The organism is Duganella sp. (assembly GCF_039595735.1).
In the GTDB taxonomy this organism is placed as follows: domain Bacteria; phylum Pseudomonadota; class Gammaproteobacteria; order Burkholderiales; family Burkholderiaceae_D; genus Rugamonas.
Genome location: NZ_JBCNLB010000005.1, coordinates 241,459 through 258,726, shown reverse-complemented (window position 1 = coordinate 258,726; position 17,268 = coordinate 241,459). Strand labels below are relative to the sequence as shown.

The window sequence follows — 17,268 nt, the reverse complement described above, 5'->3', positions numbered from 1 at the left end:
CCATTGGATTCCTGTGAAATTCTTCATTGACAATATTTTTCTGATTGCCATCGTGCTGGTTTCCGGCGGCGCCCTGCTGTGGCCATCCCTTACCGTGCGCGGCAAGCGCGGCAGCCCGCAAGACATTACTATGTTGATTAATCGCGGTAAAGCCACCATCTTGGACGTACGCGATGCCAAGGATTATGCCGAAGGCCACTTGCCTGACGCCAAGAATATCCCGCTGGCCGACCTCGACAAGCGTCTGGCGGAACTGGACAAGTTCAAGAACCGCAGCCTGATCGTGGTGGGCAAGAGCGATGCGCGCGGCTCGGCCGCCGCGGCCAAGCTGGGCAAAGCCGGCTTTGCCGACGTGGTCAACCTGGAAGGTGGCGTTGCCGCATGGCAAAAAGCCGGCCTGCCGCTGGCCAAATAACTGGGAGGAAAGCAAGATGACTGCCGAAGTGATCATGTACACCACCGCCGTCTGCCCCTACTGCATCCGCGCCGAGCGCCTGCTGGAAGCCAAGGGCGTCACCGGCCTGAAAAAGATCCGCGTGGATCTGGACCCGGAACAACGGATTACGATGATGCAAAAGACCGGCCGCCGCACCGTGCCGCAAATCTACATCGGTGACACCCACGTGGGTGGTTTCGACGATTTGTATGCGCTGGATCAAGCGGGCGGCTTGTCGCCCTTGTTAAATGGCTAATGCCCCCCAAATACAACGTGCGGCAGGTGGAAAGCCTTTAAAACCATAATGGTTTTGATACAATTGCCTTCGCGTTTGATTTGAGCTGTCTTCTAGCCATACCAAGCAAACATCATCCCGGGCGGCCGGTGCTGCCCGTTTTCACTATAACGAAAGCGTTCCATGTCTGAAGAAAATCTGCAACCAGTATTCCAAATCCAACGCGTCTACCTGAAAGATCTGTCGCTGGAACAACCTAACTCGCCGGCGATCTTCCTGGAACAGGAAGCCCCGACCATCGAAGTGGCCCTGGACGTTGGCGCTGAGCCGCTGGCCGATGGCATCTTCGAATCGACCGTCACCATCACCGTGACCGCCAAAGTCAAAGACAAGGTCGCTTTCCTGGTAGAAGGCAAGCAAGCTGGTATCTTTGAAGCGCGCAACATTCCAGCCGAACAGCTGGACCCGCTGCTGGGCATCGGCTGCCCGAACATCGTGTACCCATACCTGCGTTCGAACATTGCTGACGTGATCACCCGTGCCGGTTTCCCACCAGTGCACCTGGCGGAAATCAACTTCGAAGTGTTCTACCAGCAGCGTCAACAAGCGATCGCTGAAGCAGCCGCTGCTGCCCCAGCCGCTGACGCCACCCACTAAGCAGCATTAGCAACATCGCCGCCGCCGGACGCTCGTCCGGCGGCAGTTTCCCCGTTTCAAGGCACACCATGACATTTCCCCGTTTGATCGCTGCGCTGACCATGATGCTGGCCGCTGCCGGCAGCCAGGCCTACGACTTCAAAACGGTAGGCGCCAATCCCGTCATCCTGTACGACGCGCCATCGACCAAGGGCGGCAAGCTGTTTGTCGTGCCGCGCGGCGCCCCGCTGGAAGTGGTGCTGGCCTACGGCGAATGGCTGAAAGTGCGCGACGTCAATGGCGAACTGGCGTGGACCGAGGCCAAAGGCCTGAGCGCCAAGCGCAACGTCATCGTCAAAACCCCCAACCTGAAAATCCGCGCCACCCCGGATGACGCGGCCACCGCCGTGTTCACCGCCGACAAAGGCGTGCTGCTGGAGCTGAGCGAAGTGGCGGCCGGCGGCTGGCTCAAGGTGCGCCACCGCGACGGCCTGATCGGTTACGTCAAGACTTCGGAAGTCTGGGGCATATAATTGCCGTAGCGGCGCCTTCCCACGCGCCGGATGAGATCCCATGCAAGATAAGACTAGCAAACATGCGGGCGCTGCCCGCAAGGTGAGCGTGCTCGGCGCTGGTGCCTGGGGCACGGCCGTGGCCATGGCGCTGGCCCAGCGTCACGACGTGCTGCTGTGGGGTCGCAATGCCGGCGCCCTGCAGGCGATGGCGGCGGCGCGCGAAAACAGCTACCTGCCCGGCTATCCTTTCCCCGATCGCTTGCAGGTTGCCAGTGACTTTGAGGCGGCGCTGGCCCATGTGGCCGCGCCGGGCAGCCTGCTGATCGCGGCCTGCCCGGTGGCCGGCCTGCGGCCGCTGCTGCAATCGCTCCAGGGTCGCGCCATTCCCAATATCGTCTGGCTGTGCAAAGGCTTTGAATATGACACCGGCCTGCTGCCGCACCAGATCGTGCGCGCAGTACTGGGCGATACGGTGGCTGGCGGCGCGCTGTCCGGGCCATCGTTTGCGCAGGAAGTGGCCAAGGGCCTGCCGTGTGCGCTGACCATCGCCTCCGCCTCGGCCGAACTGCGCGCCTGCGTGGTTGAAACCGCGCACGGCGGCAATATGCGCGTGTACTCCAGCGAAGACCTGGTCGGGGTGGAAGTCGGCGGCGCGGTGAAAAACATCCTGGCCATTGCCACCGGCGCGGCCGACGGCCTGGGCCTGGGCCTGAATGCGCGCGCGGCCCTGATCACGCGCGGGCTGGCGGAAATCACCCGTCTGGGCGTGGCCCTGGGCGGCCAGACCGAAACCTTCATGGGCCTGACCGGCATGGGCGACCTGATTCTGACCTGCACCGGCGACCTTTCGCGCAACCGCCGCGTCGGCCTCGGGCTGGCGCAGGGCAAGGCGCTGGATGTGATCGTGCAGGAGCTGGGCCATGTGGCCGAAGGCGTACCGTGCGCCAAAGCCGTGCGCGAACTGGCGGCGAAACTGGGCGTGGAGATGCCGATCACCAACGCCGTGGCCGGCGTCCTGTTCGACGGCGACCAGCCGCAGGCCATGGTCGCGCGCCTGCTGTCGCGCGACCCGCGCGACGAGTAACTCCGGGGTCAGGTCCGCCATTTCTACACGGCCTCAACCGCTTAGCGGTTGAGGCCGTGTAGAAATGGCGGACCTGACCCCGGAGTTTTACTCTTCGGCCGGCTCATCCTTTGCCTCGCGCATCCACTGCACCAGCGGGTAAGCGTCCTTCAGGCCTGCCGCCAGCATCGGCACCAGCTTTTCCGGCAGGTTCAGCGGCAGGTCGATCTCGGTCCAGACAAAGAAGCTCTTCAGCTTGATGTACTCGATGTGCTCGTGCTCCGGGTCAAAGCCTTTCGGCGGACGCTGCAGCTTGCCTTCGTTCTGGATGTCGCCATAGGTGGCCACCAGCTTCTTGTTCTTCAGTACCTTGCGGAAGCCGGCCGCGTCCTCGACCATGTGCTGGCGCAGCGCTTTCAGGCGGTGCGGCGGCGGCATGTATTCGCCGGCGCCAAACAGCAGCTTGCCATTGCCATCGATTTGCATGTAGTAGGTCGGCCCGCCAGCCTTGCTCGGACGGCGCATGTCGTTCGGCGCCACCGCCGCCGAGAAACGCGTCTTGTACGGGCTCTTGTCATGCGCAAAGCGCACGTCACGGTTGATGCGGAACATGGCTTTCTTCGGATTGCTGAACTTGACCTGCGCATCGAACTTGCCCAGCTCCGCAATCATTTCCGTCACCACCTGCAGGAATTCCTCGCGCAGGATGTCGTAACGCGGTTTGTTCATGATGAACCAGGGACGGTTGTTGTTGTCCGCCAGTTCTCGCAGGTATTGGGTCAGGTCGCGCAGGTGCATGGGGTTCCTTATTTGGCGTTGGACGGGCGCTTGCCAACGGTGACGTCCAGCGTGGTCTCGCGGTTTTTCCGCAGGACCGACATTTTAGCTTTTTCGCCGGGAACCAGCTGAGCGATGAGGTTGAGCATGCTGTTGGTGTCGGCCACCGGCTTGCCATCCACCGACAACAGGATGTCGCCCGGCTTGATGCCGCCCTTGTCGGCCGGGCCGTTGCGCACCACGCCGGCAATGATGGCGCCGCTCTGGCGCTGCAGGCCGAAGCTGGCCGCCAGCTCGGGCGTGATTTCCTGGCTTTCCACACCAATCCAGCCGCGCACCACGTGGCCGGACTTGATGATGGCTTCCATCACCGATTTGGCGGTCGAGACCGGAATCGCAAAACCGATGCCGACCGAGCCGCCGGTCTGCGAATAAATCGCCGAATTGATGCCCAGCAGGTTGCCGCTGGCATCCACCAGCGCCCCGCCCGAGTTGCCGAAGTTGATCGCCGCGTCGGTCTGGATGAAGTTCTCGAAATGGTTGATGTGCAGGTTGTTGCGGCCCAGCGCGGAGATGATGCCCATGGTCACGGTCTGACCGACGCCAAACGGGTTGCCGATGGCCAGCACCACATCGCCCACCTGCGCCTGCTCGGCCTGGCCCAGCACAATCACCGGCAGCTTGTCGAGGTTGATCTTGATGACGGCCAGGTCGGTCTCCGGATCGGTGCCGACCAGCTTGGCGGCAGCCTTGCGGCCATCGGTCAGCACCACCTCGATTTCATCGGCCGCCTCCACCACGTGGTTGTTGGTCAGGATGTAGCCCTGGGCCGAGACGATCACGCCCGAGCCGAGGCTGGACTCGTCGTCGCTGTCCTCGTCGCGGTCGCCAAAGAATTTCTTGAAGAAGGGATCGCGCAGCAGCGGATGCTTGCCGCGCTTGGGCTTCTTGCTGGTGATGATGTTGACCACCGCCGGCATGGCGCGCGCGGCCGCCGCGCGGTAGGAACCGCCGGCCGACGCCGGCGGCTTGGACGGTCCGGCCTCCAGCATGGCGGCCGGATGCTCGACGCTGCCCATTTGCTGCACGCGCACCGGCGGCGGGCGCTCGCGGCCCACCGCCACATAGACAAAATACAGTGCCAATACGACGGTCACCGTTTGCGCAAACAATAACCACAGTCGTCGCATCGCAGTCCAGCCTGCCGCCTGGGCGGCGGCCTTGAATTATTTTTTGAGGGAGTCGCGGATTTCGCGCAGCAGCACGATATCTTCCGGGGTCGGTGGCGGCGGTTCCGCGGCGGCGGCGGCCGCTTCCTGCTTGTGGCCCAGGTTGCGCGCCTTGTTCATCAGACGCACCATCTGGAAGATCACAAACGCCAGGATGATAAAGTTCAGCAGGATGGTAGCAAAATTCCCGTAGGCGAACACCGCGCCCAGTTTCTTGGCTTCCGCCAGGCTCAGGTTGGCCGCCTGGCCATTGAGCGGGATGTAATAGTTGGCGAAGTCCAGGCCGCCAAACAGCTTGCCGATCGGCGGCATGATGATGTCGGCCACCAGCGAATCGACAATCTTGCCGAAGGCGCCGCCGATGATCACGCCGACCGCCAGGTCGACCACATTGCCCTTCATCGCGAATTCTTTGAATTCCTGCATCATTGCCATATTTTTATCCTCGCTGTGTGGTCAATTGTGAACAAAACTGCGCTTGGATCATACTATTTTTTCAATTGGATTCCAAACACGCTTGCCGTTTACGCATTTGCAAGCCGAATTACGCTATAAATTGACCTACATCAATTTCTGCTCCCAGTCCTCCCCCCTATCATCGCTCGGGGGCGGTGCACAGACTGCTGAATCTTGGGGATCGAGCAACGTTGGTGTTTTTAATTGCATCATGCATACCTTATAATGTAAGGTTGCTGGATTTCGTGCTTTATCCAAGTTGTCAGCTTTCAGGTTTGTACACAGTTCTCAAGATTTTGTTCGCACTTTGACTGATTGGGGTTTGTATGAGTAACGAAAAGCAGGTCGATTCAGGCCGTCGCGGATTGCTGGTCGCGACTGGCGCTGCTGGCGGGGTCGTAGGTCTGTCCACCGCGGGCGCATTAGTAAGCACCTTCCAGCCGTCCGAGCGCGCCAAGGCGGCCGGCGCGCCGGTCGAAGTGGATATCTCCACGCTCAACCCCGGTGAGATGAAAACCGTGGAATGGCGCGGCAAGCCGGTCTGGATCCTCAAGCGCACGCCCGAAATGGTGGCGTCGCTGAAAAAAACCGACGGCAAAGTGGCCGACGCCGAATCCAAGCGCAACCCCGACGAATTCACCCCCGAATACGCCCGTAACGAATGGCGCTCGCGCAAGCCGGAACTGCTGGTCGCGGTCGGCATCTGTACCCATTTGGGCTGTTCGCCTTCCTCGAAATTTACCCCCGGCCCGCAGCCCTCGCTGCCGGACGACTGGGAGGGCGGTTTCCTCTGCCCTTGCCACGGCTCGACCTTCGACATGGCCGGCCGCGTGTTCAAGAACAAGCCGGCGCCGGACAACCTGCAGGTTCCGCGCTATATGTACCTGAGCGACACCAAGCTGGTCATTGGTAAAGACGAGAAAGGCGAGGCATAACCATGGGGGCATTCAAGGAGACCAAATTCCCGGCCGACGCACCGGCCGCACAAAAAGCACTGGGCTGGGTCGACGACCGCTTCCCGCTCTCCAAGCTGTGGAATGATCAATGGGGCAAATACTACGCCCCGAAAAACTTCAATTTCTGGTACATCTTCGGCTCGCTGGCCATGCTGGTGCTGGTGCTGCAGATCGTCACCGGCATTTTCCTGACCATGCACTACAAGCCGGACGCCAACCTGGCCTTCGGTTCGGTGGAATACATCATGCGCGAAGTGCCGTGGGGCTGGCTGGTGCGCTATATGCACTCGACCGGCGCCTCGGCGTTCTTCATCATCGTCTACCTGCACATGACGCGCGGCCTGCTGTACGGCTCCTACCGCAAACCGCGCGAGCTGATCTGGCTGTTCGGCTTTGCCATCTTCCTGTGCCTGATGGCGGAAGCCTTCTTCGGCTACCTGCTGCCATGGGGCCAGATGTCGTACTGGGGCGCCCAGGTGATCGTCAACCTGTTTGGCGCCATCCCGCTGATCGGCCCCGACCTGTCGCTGTGGATCCGCGGCGACTACGTGGTGTCGGACGCCACCCTGAACCGCTTCTTCGCGTTCCACGTGATCGCCATTCCGCTGGTGCTGCTGGGCCTGGTGGCGGCGCACCTGATCGCGCTGCACGAAGTCGGCTCCAGCAACCCGGACGGCATCGAAGTGAAGGAAAACCTCGGTCCGGACGGCCACCCGGTCGACTCCATCCCGTCGCACCCGTACTACACGGTGCACGACCTGTTTGGCGTGTCGGTGTTCCTGACCATCTTCAGCGCGGTGGTGTTCTTCGCGCCGGAAATGGGCGGCTACTTCCTGGAGTACAACAACTTCCTGCCGGGCGATTCGCTGAAAACCCCGTTGCACATCGCCCCGACCTGGTACTTCACCGCCTTCTACTCGGTGCTGCGCGCCACCACCGCCGACTTCATGTGGGTGCTGATGTTCTTCGTGGCCGCCTACGTGGTGTTCATCTGGCTCAAGTCGCGCCTGTCGACCGCGGTCAAGACCACCATTGCCGTGGTGGCGCTGCTGGCCATCATCGGCATGCTGCCGCAGATCCTGGATGCGAAATTCTGGGGCGTGGTGTTCTTCGGTTCCTCGGTGGTGATCCTGGCCTTCCTGCCGTGGCTGGACAAATCGCCGGTGAAATCGATCCGCTACCGCCCGACCTGGCACAAATACGTGTACGCCGTGTTCTTCATCTCGTTCCTGACGCTGGGCTACCTCGGTACCCTGGCGCCGACCGAGGGCCGTACCATCGTCTCGCAAGTGTGCACCCTGCTGTACTTTAGCTTCTTCCTGTTCATGCCATGGTGGAGCGCCATGGGCACGTTCAAGAAGGTTCCGGACCGCGTGGTTTACCACGGCCATTGATAAAGTACTCAAAAGGACAACAGATGAACTTCCCGAAACGATTGCTTGCTATTTTGGCATTGTTACCCGGTCTGGCGCTGGCCAGCGAGGGTGGAATCGCGCTTGACAAAGCGCCGGACCGCTCAAATAACATGGCAGCGCTGCAGCATGGCGCCAAACTGTTCGTAAATTACTGCCTGAACTGTCATAATGCGTCCTCCATGCGCTACAACCGCCTGAAAGACCTGGGCTTGAGCGAGGAGCAGATCAAGGCCAATCTGCTGTTTACCGGTGACAAGGTGGGCGAAATGATGACCACCACCATGAATCCAAAGGATGCGAAAGCATGGTTTGGCGTGGTGCCGCCGGATTTATCGGTGATTCAGCGCGCGAAAGCGTCTGGCGCCGGCACCGGCAGTGATTATTTGTACACCTACCTGCGCAGCTTCTACAAGGACGATACCCGGCCGACCGGCTGGAACAACCGCCTGGTGGAAAACGTGGCGATGCCGCATGTGCTGTGGGAATTGCAAGGGGTCCAAAAAATCACCACCAAGGAAGTGGAAGACCCGCACGAGCACGGCAAAATGCTGCATCAGTTTGCTGGCTATGAGCAGGTCGCACCAGGTAAACTGGACAAATTGGAATATGACACTGCCGTGGCCGACCTGGTGGGCTACATGGAGTGGATGGCGGAGCCTGCTGCGCAGACCCGCAAAAAACTGGGCGTCGTGGTCGTGTTGTTCATGACCTTGTTCGCCTTCCTGGCATGGCGCTTGAATGCGTCGTTCTGGAAAGAAGTGAAATAGTCGAGAGCGCCGGCTGGCCGGCGCTTGTTTTGCGATGCCCGCGTTTGGCGGGCGATCGATCCGGGTGAGCCGTTCGCGGTCTCGCCCTGTTTGTTCTTCTAAGGAACTAGAAAAAATGATGGTTCTCTACTCGGGTACGACCTGCCCATTCTCGCAACGCTGCCGCCTGGTCCTGTTTGAAAAAGGCATGGACTTTGAAGTGCGCGATGTCGACTTGTTCAACAAGCCGGAAGATATCTCGACCATGAATCCGTATGGTCAGGTGCCGATCCTGGTGGAACGCGAATTGATCTTGTACGAATCGAACATCATCAATGAATACATCGACGAACGCTTCCCGCATCCGCAGCTGATGCCGGCCGATCCGCTGATGCGCGCGCGTGCGCGCCTGATGCTGTTCAACTTTGAAAAAGAACTGTTTGTGCACGTGCATACGCTGGAAAGCGAGCGCGCCAAGGGCAACGACAAGAGCCACGACAAGGCGCGCGCGGAAATCCGCGACCGCCTGACCACGCTGGCGCCGCTGTTCCTGAAAAACAAATACATGTTGGGCGACGAGTTCTCCATGCTGGACGTGGCGGTGGCCCCGCTGCTGTGGCGCCTGGACCACTACGGCATCGAACTGTCGAAGACCGCCGCGCCGCTGATGAAGTACGCCGAGCGCATCTTCTCGCGTCCGGCCTACATCGAAGCGCTGACGCCGTCGGAAAAGGTGATGCGCCGTTAATGGTTCATTGAAGCACTACGGCGCGCCGGCTGCGGCTGGCGCGCCATGTTCTACCGCAGTCTGGAAGACCCATGTCTGAAATCTCAACCAAGCCCTACCTGCTGCGCGCCATCTACGAATGGTGCACGGACAGCGGCTACACCCCTTATCTCGCCGTCAAAGTCGACGCCGCCACCACGGTGCCGATGGAATACGTGAAAAAAGGCGAAATCGTGCTCAACATCAGCTTCGGCGCCACCTCGGGCCTGAAGATGGACAACGACAGCATCCGCTTCCACGCCCGCTTTGGCGGTGTCTCGCGTGAAATCTTCATCCCGGTCAACAACGTTATGGCCATCTACGCCAACGAAAATGGCCAGGGCATGGCGTTTGAACCGCAACTGGGCCAACCGCCGGCACCCGCGCCGGAACCGGACGAAGCGCCGGCCGCCCCGGTCTTGTCGGCCGTGCCACCGGCCGCCAGCGACGCCAAAACTGAAGCGCCACCACCGCCCGGCGACGATACCGACCCACCCAAAAAGGGCGGACGCCCCACCCTTACGCGTATTAAATAGCGTATAATTCGCCCCGTAAAAGTTACGCCGGCTTAGCTCATTTGGTAGAGCAGTTGATTTGTAATCATCAGGTGGCCAGTTCGAAACCGGCAGCCGGCACCAGAAATAGATAGAAAAATCAAAGGGTTACAGGCTTTCGCTTGTAACCCTTTTTTCTTTCCTGCCTCGTTCGGCAGAATTTGTACCCCACTTGTACCCCACTTTCATCAACACATCACAAATATTGACCAGTGTTGATTGCAGCGTAGGCTGACCTGACTACAAACCGCCTCAGCAAACAAGGCCGCCACAGTCGTTCCCAGCGCTGTTGCTATCTTCACCAACGTCAGTGCGGCCGGGTTGCAGAGGAAAGCAACGCAATTCACCAATTTTATCGCTACCTAAAGTATGGCGACAATGGACAAACCAGCGAATGTGAAAACGTATATAGCTAAACAGGCAATCCAGCCTCCGGATAGAGACACGGAAACAACATGCCAAGTGCATCAAGAGGAAGTCCGATACGAACAGGGCCGTATGGCGTATCGCTCACCAGCAGCCCAGTCGCTAGCAGTTTCGATAGTAGCGACCGGGCATTGCGCTCGCGCAACCCGGTTAACTGTGCAAACTCGCTGCGGGTCACTGGACCGAGCCCGAAAATGTGTACCAAAGGCAGAATGGCCTCTCGTCTCATCCCCTTGTCCTGTGTAGACCGGAAGATGACCAGCGCCTCGATCCGCTGCTTGATGCCGTCCAGCGCCAGCATCCTCGACATATACGTCACTTGGTCCTCACACACACCAAGGAAATACTGCACCCACTCTAACAAACCTTGAGCGCTGAGGTTGCCCCGTCCATCCAGATCGCCGCGCCTCGGCGAATCGGCGTTATGCAAGGCGGCATAGTAAGCCTCAGTGGAGCGTGCCAGCCCCCGGCTCGGCGACCACAGGCCTTCCGATAGTTTCCACAGCGCACAGTGGCTTTGCAGCCGAGTGGCCCGGCCATTCCCGTCCAGGAACGGATGAACCCAGGCCACGCGATGATAAGTACAAGCAGCGTGGATCAACACCCGCTCCCAACCGCGAGCACCACCAAACACCTGATCCAGCCGCTGGAGGAACGCCGGCAAGGATGCGGACGTGGGTGGAACATGCCGGCCCACCTGCACGTCGCGCGTACGGATCTGGCCAGGCACAATCACTTCGCCATCGTCCGAAACACGATCGTCTGGTGCCAGGCGCTCATACAGCGCCCGGTGCGCATCAATTAGAAAGGCTGAGCGAAGCGCTCCGTCATCGTTTGCCAATCCCTCCAGTTCCTTTTCCGCCTCGATATGCGCCAGCGCGATGCGCTGCAGGCGCGCTTCGTCAGGCCTGTCGGAAAAATCATTGTGCAACGCACGCTCGATATTGCGCGGATGGGTGCTCTGCCCTTCTATCCTGTTGCTGTAGAAGGAATTCATCTGCCGCACTAGCTCGCGCAGGGTCGCCCTAGTGGTTGCGTGGGTAGCTGCCGACAGCTTCACAGAAGTCGTGACAATGCGCTCGCTCAGCGGAATCACTGTTTCCAGTTGCCGCTCACTCAGCAAGATTGGTTCGAATTGATGGGGCGAGCTGTACATTTTTTGCCGCTTTATTTGCCGGTTTCCTTAGTCAACAAGCTTTTGCTTATAATAGTTTTTTTATAAAAAGATGAAAATTCTGCAGATACTTTCTGCCGCTTTCATTGCCGCTTGCGCATAACGCCGCACCCGCAGACTTGCCGCTATTTCGCCGTATGCCGCTCAACCCACGCAATCGCCTCGCGCGCCTTATAAAGTGCTTGGGCCCGGTTCACGCCCCTCGCAGGGATTCCGTTGAGTATTGCAAAAAAATCTCGCCGGTACTTCACCGTTTGCAGGAAGACGCCACCTCCGGACTAATGCGCACAGGGATGTGCGGAACTGTTGCGAGTCATGTTGGCTTAATCATCGCCCCAACGCAGTCGCGCCCGACAGCAGCGAGCAGCTGATGGGGCGCGATGCCGTCAGTTCTGAAATGCTGCGCAAGCCGTCGCCGGATACCATCACTGTCGGGTAGCAGGTTGTCGAAATAGTTCTGCACCACCGCCCCGCGATACGGCGCATTCCCCGGCTGGCTCATGGCTGACAAAAAAATCATCGATGAGTCTTCTCCAATTTCCAAAAACCGCCGCAACGGTCTGATTCGTTGCCAGGTGTGGACCGACGGGAACGGGAAAGTCACTCGTTACAATCTGGCGTATATTAATCATAGCTTGCAGCACCAGGACAATGGCCGCGTAGTTGGTTACGACAATCACCATGTTCATCACGGCACCATATGGGCAAAGTCGAGGTCGTTACTTACACGAGTTGATGACATCCAAAAGCACTTCGAGCGCGATTGGACGATGTTTTTGGAGCAATGCCAATCCCTGAGTCAAGCAGCATCAGTTTCGAAGATCCGGAGGACTTGCTAGACCTGCTGCGCAATGACAATTTAGCCCTGTTCCGCGCCATCAAGGAGCGGCCCGATACCGTCACCGCACTTGCAGCGCGCCTACAGCGTGAGCGGGACGCTGTTCAACGGGACATTCTTCATTTCGAGAGACTGGGAATCGTGAAAATCAAGCGCCATCGGACAGGTGCTGAACACGTCCAGCTCACCGCATCAAAATTCAGGCTGGAAGCCGATATCGTCTAGTCTGCCCGCCAAAACCACGCTCGACAATGTAGAAATATCCATCGTGCCGAAGCGAGGCTGGGCTACACTGGCCGCTTCATCCCCGTCCACGGAGCCACAACATGAGCCGCAAGACCGCTGCCGATTTTGATCCGGAAGTTCTCAAACTGTTCGACCAGTACGTGCACGGCCGCATCAGTCGGCGCGATTTCCTGTCGTCGGCCACGCGTTATGCAGTCGGTGGCGTTACAGCGGCGGGTCTGCTCAGTGCGCTGAGCCCGAGCTTTGCGGCGCCGCTGGTCACGCCGGACGACAAACGCCTGAATACCCGCTTCGTGGAGATCCCTTCGCCGGAAGGCAACGGCACCGTGCGCGGCTATCTGGCCTCGCCCAAGGACGCCAAGGGCAAGCTGCCGGTGGTGCTGGTGGTGCATGAAAACCGCGGTCTGAATCCGCACATCGAAGACATCGCCCGCCGCCTCGCGCTGGACGGCTTCATTGCCTTCGCGCCGGATGCGCTCCACTCCCTCGGCGGCTACCCCGGCGATGAAGACAAGGCACGCGCCCTGTTCGGCAAGCTGGACCAGACCAAGACCCGTACCGATTTCGTCACCGCCGCGCGCTGGCTGCAGCAGCAACCGGAGGGCAACGGCAAGCTGGGCGTGGTTGGCTTCTGCTATGGTGGCGGCATTGCCAATTACCTGGCGACGCAATTGCCGGACCTGCTGGCCGCCGTGCCATTCTACGGCTCGCAGCCAAAAGCGGAGGAGGTGGCCCGCATCAAGGCCCACCTGCTGATTCACGATGCCGAAAAGGACGAACGCATCCGCGCCGGCTGGCCGGCTTATGAAAAGGCCCTGAAGGAAGCAAACGTGAATTACCAGTACCACGTCTACGCCGGCGTCGAGCACGGCTTCAACAACGACACCACCCCGCGCTACGATGCCGCCGCCGCCAAGCTGGCGTGGCAGCGCACCACCGACTTCTTCCGCGCCCGCCTGGCTTAGGAAGAAGCGCTACGGCGCCGCCGCGTATTTGCGCGTCAGCGTATCCAGCTGCGGGGCGCCGTGCGCGCCCAGCCAGTTCCAGATGGCTTCAACCTGTTCGCGGTTGCGCTGGTAGTAATCGCGATTGGCGCCCAGCCACACATACGACACGCTGAGCGGCTTGTCCAGCCGCGTCAGTTGCTTGCCGTGGTGCTCGTTCAGGTATGGATCCAGCGCAGACGGCGTCATCAATGCCACGGTAAACCCGTCCACGCGCTTCAGGCGCAGCTTGTCGAAATTGCTTTCGGAGCTGACGCTGCCGTCATCCACCTGCAGCCCCGCCGTCTTCAGCTGAGAGGCCAGCATGGTGCCCTGGTTGGCGGCCAGCACATGGGTCTTGAAGTAGCGCTGCGGATCGGTGCCCGGCGCCAGCTTGTCATCGCTGCGCACGAATACGATGGCCATGCTGCGCAGCGCCCGCCGCGTATCGACCGCGCCGGCGGCGGTGGTCGCCACCACGTAATCGGCACGGCTGTCGCCCGGGGTGTAGGTGGGCGCGATGTCGATCTGGCCGCTGGCCAGCGCCATGCGCACGCGCGCCACCGGCAGACGCACGAACACCACCGGGCAGCCACCGCTGCGGACGGCATCCCGGAACAGCTCGACCAGCGCCCCCGGCCGCGTCGGCACCGCCGGCCCATTGCCGACGTAATACGGCAGGCGTTCACGATCGGAATAGCCTACGCGCACCGGCTGGCAGGCCTCGGCGGCATGCGCTCCCGCGCTCAGAAGCAATAACAGGCTGGCCCAGAATTTCATTTATTTCCCATGAATAAGACAAGTATAACGCGGCTTATTCATAACGCAACATTAAGCGCTGCCATTCCGGGTCGTCGCGGGCTTTGCGCAGGACGGGTGCCAGCTGGTCGTAGATGGCGGCCATGTTGCGCGGCACCAGGAAGCGCCGCTCGGTCTGCCGCGTGGGCAGGACGTACACGTGGAAATTGTCGGACGGATGCTTTTTCCTGTAATAGCGATAGACGGACTCGGCCAATGCCACGCTGTCCACCCGCCCCAGGCGCAGCTTTTCAAGGTTGTGCTCGTCGCTGAGGGCGTCGGTGCGGATCGCGCCTTGCCGATGCAGCCAGTCGGCAAGATCCGGATAACTGTATCCGAGCACCATGCCCAGCGTGCGGCCAGACAGCGCCTGCTTTGTGCCGGGCATGTAAGCGCTGTTGGCCGGCAATGCCACCACGTAGCGATCCAGCGCGAAAGGCGCGGTCCACAGGTATTTTTTCTGGGCGGCGTCGTTGAACCAGTGCGGCATCATGCCGATGACGATGCCATCCAGCTGGCCGCTTTCCACCCGCAGCTGCAGGCGCTTGCGCGGCAGGTAGACCAGCTTGAAGCTGAGGTTGCCCAGTTTCTGGCGGTTCAGGTAAGCCACCATGTCCGGGTAGACGCCTTTCCCCTCCGGTAACACCAGCGGCGCGACTTGGGCGCTGGTGTAAACCGGGATGACTTCGGCCCGCACTGCTCCGCAAAGCAGACCGGTATACAACATGACTAGAACAACCAGGGATTTTCTCATAATGAAACAGCGCAGAACGGTGAAACCATTCTGCGCTGTCAGGGAACCCTGGTCAACCAATCACGATTTGGCAAAGGCCAGGAAGTCGTTGTTGAACTTGTCCTTGTGGGTGTCGGTCAGGCCATGCGGCGCGCCTGGGTAGACGATCAGCTTGGAACCCTTGACGATCTTGGCCGAGGCAATGCCCGAGGCTTTGATCGGCACGATCTGGTCATCATCGCCGTGGATGATCAGGGTTGGCTTGTCGAACTTTTTCAAGTCTTCGCGGAAGTCCGTTTCCGAGAAGGCTTTGATCGAGTCGTAAGTATTTTTGAAGCCACCCTGCATGCCCTGCGAGTACCAGGCCTGGATGATGCCTTGCGATGGTTTCGCACCCGGGCGATTGTAGTTGTAGAACGGACCCGAGGCGATGTCCAGGTACAACTGACCGCGATCCTTGATCTGGCCGGCGCGGATACCGTCAAACACTTCCAGCGGCAGACCGTCTGGATTGTCGGCGGTTTTCAGCATCAGCGGTGGCACTGCCGAGATCAGGCCCAGCTTGGCGATGCGTTTGGTGCCGTAGCGGCCGACATAACGCGCCACTTCGCCGCCGCCGGTCGAGAAGCCGGCCAGGATGATGTTTTTCAGGTCCAGCGCTTCGATCAGCTGCGCCAGGTCGTCGGCGTAGTGATCCATGTCGTTGCCGTCCCAAGGCTGGCTCGAACGGCCATGGCCGCGGCGGTCGTGGGTGATGACGCGGAAGCCGTTATTGGCCAGGAAGAACGCTGCCGATTCCCAGCTGTCCGAGCTCAGCGGCCAGCCGTGGCTCAGGATGACTGGCTGGCCGTTACGCGGACCCCAATCCTTGTAATAGATCTCAACGCCGTCGCGGGTGGTGATGGTGCTGGCGGTTTTGGTTACCGGACCTTTGCCGGCTGCAACTGGCGCGGCTTCGGCGGCGGCGCCGCTCAATGCGGCCAGCGGCACGGCAACAGCGGCCGCCGCAGCGCCCGCACTGCTGAAGATGGCGGAACGACGGGACAGGCTGACAACTTGGCCTTGGGTATTTTTGCTCATGATTGGGGCTCCATTTATATAGTTTGCGATTCAATTGTGCGCTACATGTGATCAATATATATCGCGCACTATCTAATGGCAAGCAATTTTTAAATATTTTTATAGGCCGCCCGCAGGCGGCCCGGTGTGATCACGATTTGGCGAAGGCCAGGAAGTCGTTGTTGAACTTGTCCTTGTGGGTGTCGGTCAGGCCATGCGGCGCGCCTGGGTAGACGATCAGCTTGGAACCCTTGACGATCTTGGCCGAGGCGATGCCCGAAGCTTTGATCGGCACGATCTGGTCATCATCGCCGTGGATGATCAGGGTTGGCTTGTCGAACTTTTTCAGGTCTTCGCGGAAGTCCGTTTCCGAGAAGGCTTTGATCGAGTCGTAGGTATTTTTGAAGCCGCCCTGCATGCCCTGCGAATACCAGGCCTGGATGATGCCTTGCGATGGTTTCGCACCAGGACGGTTGTAGTTGTAGAACGGACCCGAAGCGATATCCAGGTACAGCTGGCCGCGGTCCTTGATCTGGCCGGCGCGGATGCCGTCAAACACTTCCAGCGGCAGACCGTCTGGATTGTCGGCGGTTTTCAGCATCAGCGGTGGCACTGCCGAGATCAGGCCTAGCTTGGCGATGCGTTTGGTGCCGTAGCGGCCGACATAACGCGCCACTTCGCCGCCACCGGTCGAGAAGCCGGCCAGGATGATGTTTTTCAGATCCAGCGCTTCGATCAGCTGCGCCAGGTCGTCGGCGTAGTGATCCATGTCGTTGCCGTCCCAAGGCTGGCTCGAACGGCCATGGCCGCGGCGGTCGTGGGTGATGACGCGGAAGCCGTTATTGGCCAGGAAGAACGCTGCCGATTCCCAGCTGTCCGAGCTCAGCGGCCAGCCGTGGCTCAGGATCACTGGTTGGCCGTTACGCGGGCCCCAATCCTTGTAATAGATCTCAACGCCGTCGCGGGTGGTGATGGTGCTGGCGGTTTTGCTGACCGGGCCGCCTTTGGCGGTGGCGGCTTGCGCTTCAGCGCTGCCCAGCGCAGCCAGCGGCAGGGCCACGGCGGCGGCAGCGGCGCCGGCGGAGTTGAACAGCGCGTTGCGGCGGGACAGGTTCACATTGGTAGCGTTCATGATTTTCTTCCTTTTAGTCTATGTATGGATATTCAGTGCTGTGCTACAGTCGTTTTGTTCTGCAGCTGCGATGGAGTGCATCTTAGACCTCGCAA

At 60.1% G+C, this 17,268-nt stretch carries 20 protein-coding genes, 1 tRNA gene and 1 pseudogene; 13 read left to right on the top strand and 9 right to left on the bottom strand.

Annotated features, from left to right (window positions below; all coding sequences use genetic code 11):
- The first annotated feature begins 13 nt into the window (after positions 1-13).
- From ABDW57_RS12710 to ABDW57_RS12690, 5 genes are all read left to right on the top strand, one after another.
- Positions 14-415, top strand: a complete 402-nt coding sequence (locus ABDW57_RS12710) for a rhodanese-like domain-containing protein (protein WP_343730560.1) — start codon at positions 14-16, stop codon at positions 413-415.
- Between the two features lie 16 nt (positions 416-431).
- Complete coding sequence (gene grxC / locus ABDW57_RS12705) at positions 432-692, top strand: glutaredoxin 3 (RefSeq protein ID WP_343730559.1); 261 nt, start codon at positions 432-434, stop codon at positions 690-692.
- A gap of 162 nt (positions 693-854) precedes the next feature.
- The gene (gene secB, locus ABDW57_RS12700; RefSeq protein ID WP_176646044.1) at positions 855-1,328 is read left to right on the top strand and encodes a protein-export chaperone SecB; all 474 of its coding nucleotides are present in this window, start codon (positions 855-857) and stop codon (positions 1,326-1,328) included.
- Between the two features lie 68 nt (positions 1,329-1,396).
- The gene (locus ABDW57_RS12695) at positions 1,397-1,840 is read left to right on the top strand and encodes an SH3 domain-containing protein (RefSeq protein ID WP_343730558.1); all 444 of its coding nucleotides are present in this window, start codon (positions 1,397-1,399) and stop codon (positions 1,838-1,840) included.
- Between the two features lie 40 nt (positions 1,841-1,880).
- Positions 1,881-2,906: an NAD(P)H-dependent glycerol-3-phosphate dehydrogenase gene (locus ABDW57_RS12690; protein WP_343730557.1), complete on the top strand. Its 1,026-nt coding sequence runs from the start codon at positions 1,881-1,883 to the stop codon at positions 2,904-2,906.
- An 87-nt stretch (positions 2,907-2,993) separates the two neighbouring features.
- On the opposite strand, the gene ABDW57_RS12685 is transcribed toward ABDW57_RS12690, so the two are convergent.
- From ABDW57_RS12685 to mscL, 3 genes are read right to left on the bottom strand one after another with little or no spacing between them, the layout of a single operon-like run.
- Entirely contained in the window at positions 2,994-3,683 is a 690-nt protein-coding gene (locus ABDW57_RS12685; protein ID WP_343730556.1) for a DUF2461 domain-containing protein, read from the bottom strand.
- 8 nt (positions 3,684-3,691) lie between these two features.
- Positions 3,692-4,852 carry a Do family serine endopeptidase gene (locus tag ABDW57_RS12680; RefSeq protein ID WP_343730555.1) on the bottom strand — a complete coding sequence of 387 codons (1,161 nt, stop codon included), beginning with the start codon at positions 4,850-4,852 and terminating at the stop codon, positions 3,692-3,694.
- A 36-nt stretch (positions 4,853-4,888) separates the two neighbouring features.
- Positions 4,889-5,326 carry a large conductance mechanosensitive channel protein MscL gene (gene mscL, locus ABDW57_RS12675; RefSeq protein ID WP_343730554.1) on the bottom strand — a complete coding sequence of 146 codons (438 nt, stop codon included), beginning with the start codon at positions 5,324-5,326 and terminating at the stop codon, positions 4,889-4,891.
- Positions 5,327-5,673: 347 nt separating this feature from the next.
- Between mscL and petA the strand changes: the two genes are divergently transcribed.
- From petA to ABDW57_RS12645, 6 genes are all read left to right on the top strand, one after another.
- A complete protein-coding gene (petA, locus tag ABDW57_RS12670; RefSeq protein ID WP_343730553.1) occupies positions 5,674-6,282 on the top strand; it encodes a ubiquinol-cytochrome c reductase iron-sulfur subunit in 609 nt (202 codons plus the stop codon).
- Positions 6,283-6,284: 2 nt separating this feature from the next.
- The gene (locus tag ABDW57_RS12665) at positions 6,285-7,697 is read left to right on the top strand and encodes a cytochrome bc complex cytochrome b subunit (RefSeq protein ID WP_343730552.1); all 1,413 of its coding nucleotides are present in this window, start codon (positions 6,285-6,287) and stop codon (positions 7,695-7,697) included.
- 23 nt (positions 7,698-7,720) lie between these two features.
- The gene (locus ABDW57_RS12660; protein WP_343730551.1) at positions 7,721-8,485 is read left to right on the top strand and encodes a cytochrome c1; all 765 of its coding nucleotides are present in this window, start codon (positions 7,721-7,723) and stop codon (positions 8,483-8,485) included.
- A gap of 115 nt (positions 8,486-8,600) precedes the next feature.
- The gene (locus tag ABDW57_RS12655) at positions 8,601-9,212 is read left to right on the top strand and encodes a glutathione S-transferase N-terminal domain-containing protein (protein ID WP_072788101.1); all 612 of its coding nucleotides are present in this window, start codon (positions 8,601-8,603) and stop codon (positions 9,210-9,212) included.
- Between the two features lie 71 nt (positions 9,213-9,283).
- On the top strand, positions 9,284-9,766 hold the full coding sequence (locus ABDW57_RS12650) for a ClpXP protease specificity-enhancing factor (protein ID WP_343730550.1): 483 nt from the start codon (positions 9,284-9,286) through the stop codon (positions 9,764-9,766).
- 26 nt (positions 9,767-9,792) lie between these two features.
- Positions 9,793-9,868 (top strand) — tRNA-Thr (locus ABDW57_RS12645).
- Positions 9,869-10,196: 328 nt separating this feature from the next.
- Here the strand turns inward: ABDW57_RS12645 and ABDW57_RS12640 are convergent.
- Together ABDW57_RS12640 and ABDW57_RS12635 are read right to left on the bottom strand one after the other, a co-directional pair.
- On the bottom strand, positions 10,197-11,366 hold the full coding sequence (locus ABDW57_RS12640; protein WP_343730549.1) for a Fic family protein: 1,170 nt from the start codon (positions 11,364-11,366) through the stop codon (positions 10,197-10,199).
- A gap of 346 nt (positions 11,367-11,712) precedes the next feature.
- Positions 11,713-11,877, bottom strand: a pseudogene (locus ABDW57_RS12635) (HipA N-terminal domain-containing protein); the annotation flags it as partial.
- A 291-nt stretch (positions 11,878-12,168) separates the two neighbouring features.
- On the opposite strand from ABDW57_RS12635, the gene ABDW57_RS12630 reads away from it, so the two are divergent.
- Positions 12,169-12,447 carry a MarR family transcriptional regulator gene (locus ABDW57_RS12630; RefSeq protein WP_343730548.1) on the top strand — a complete coding sequence of 93 codons (279 nt, stop codon included), beginning with the start codon at positions 12,169-12,171 and terminating at the stop codon, positions 12,445-12,447.
- 101 nt (positions 12,448-12,548) lie between these two features.
- On the top strand, positions 12,549-13,433 hold the full coding sequence (locus ABDW57_RS12625) for a dienelactone hydrolase family protein (protein ID WP_343730547.1): 885 nt from the start codon (positions 12,549-12,551) through the stop codon (positions 13,431-13,433).
- Positions 13,434-13,442: 9 nt separating this feature from the next.
- Here the strand turns inward: ABDW57_RS12625 and ABDW57_RS12620 are convergent, their stop codons facing one another.
- The 4 genes from ABDW57_RS12620 to ABDW57_RS12605 form a co-directional block, all read right to left on the bottom strand.
- Positions 13,443-14,231, bottom strand: a complete 789-nt coding sequence (locus ABDW57_RS12620) for a hypothetical protein (RefSeq protein WP_343730546.1) — start codon at positions 14,229-14,231, stop codon at positions 13,443-13,445.
- 34 nt (positions 14,232-14,265) lie between these two features.
- Positions 14,266-14,946, bottom strand: a complete 681-nt coding sequence (locus ABDW57_RS12615; protein WP_343730545.1) for a transporter substrate-binding domain-containing protein — start codon at positions 14,944-14,946, stop codon at positions 14,266-14,268.
- Positions 14,947-15,063: 117 nt separating this feature from the next.
- Positions 15,064-16,062 carry an alpha/beta hydrolase gene (locus ABDW57_RS12610; protein ID WP_343730544.1) on the bottom strand — a complete coding sequence of 333 codons (999 nt, stop codon included), beginning with the start codon at positions 16,060-16,062 and terminating at the stop codon, positions 15,064-15,066.
- Positions 16,063-16,192: 130 nt separating this feature from the next.
- The gene (locus ABDW57_RS12605) at positions 16,193-17,173 is read right to left on the bottom strand and encodes an alpha/beta hydrolase (protein ID WP_343730543.1); all 981 of its coding nucleotides are present in this window, start codon (positions 17,171-17,173) and stop codon (positions 16,193-16,195) included.
- Between the last annotated feature and the right edge of the window lie 95 nt (positions 17,174-17,268).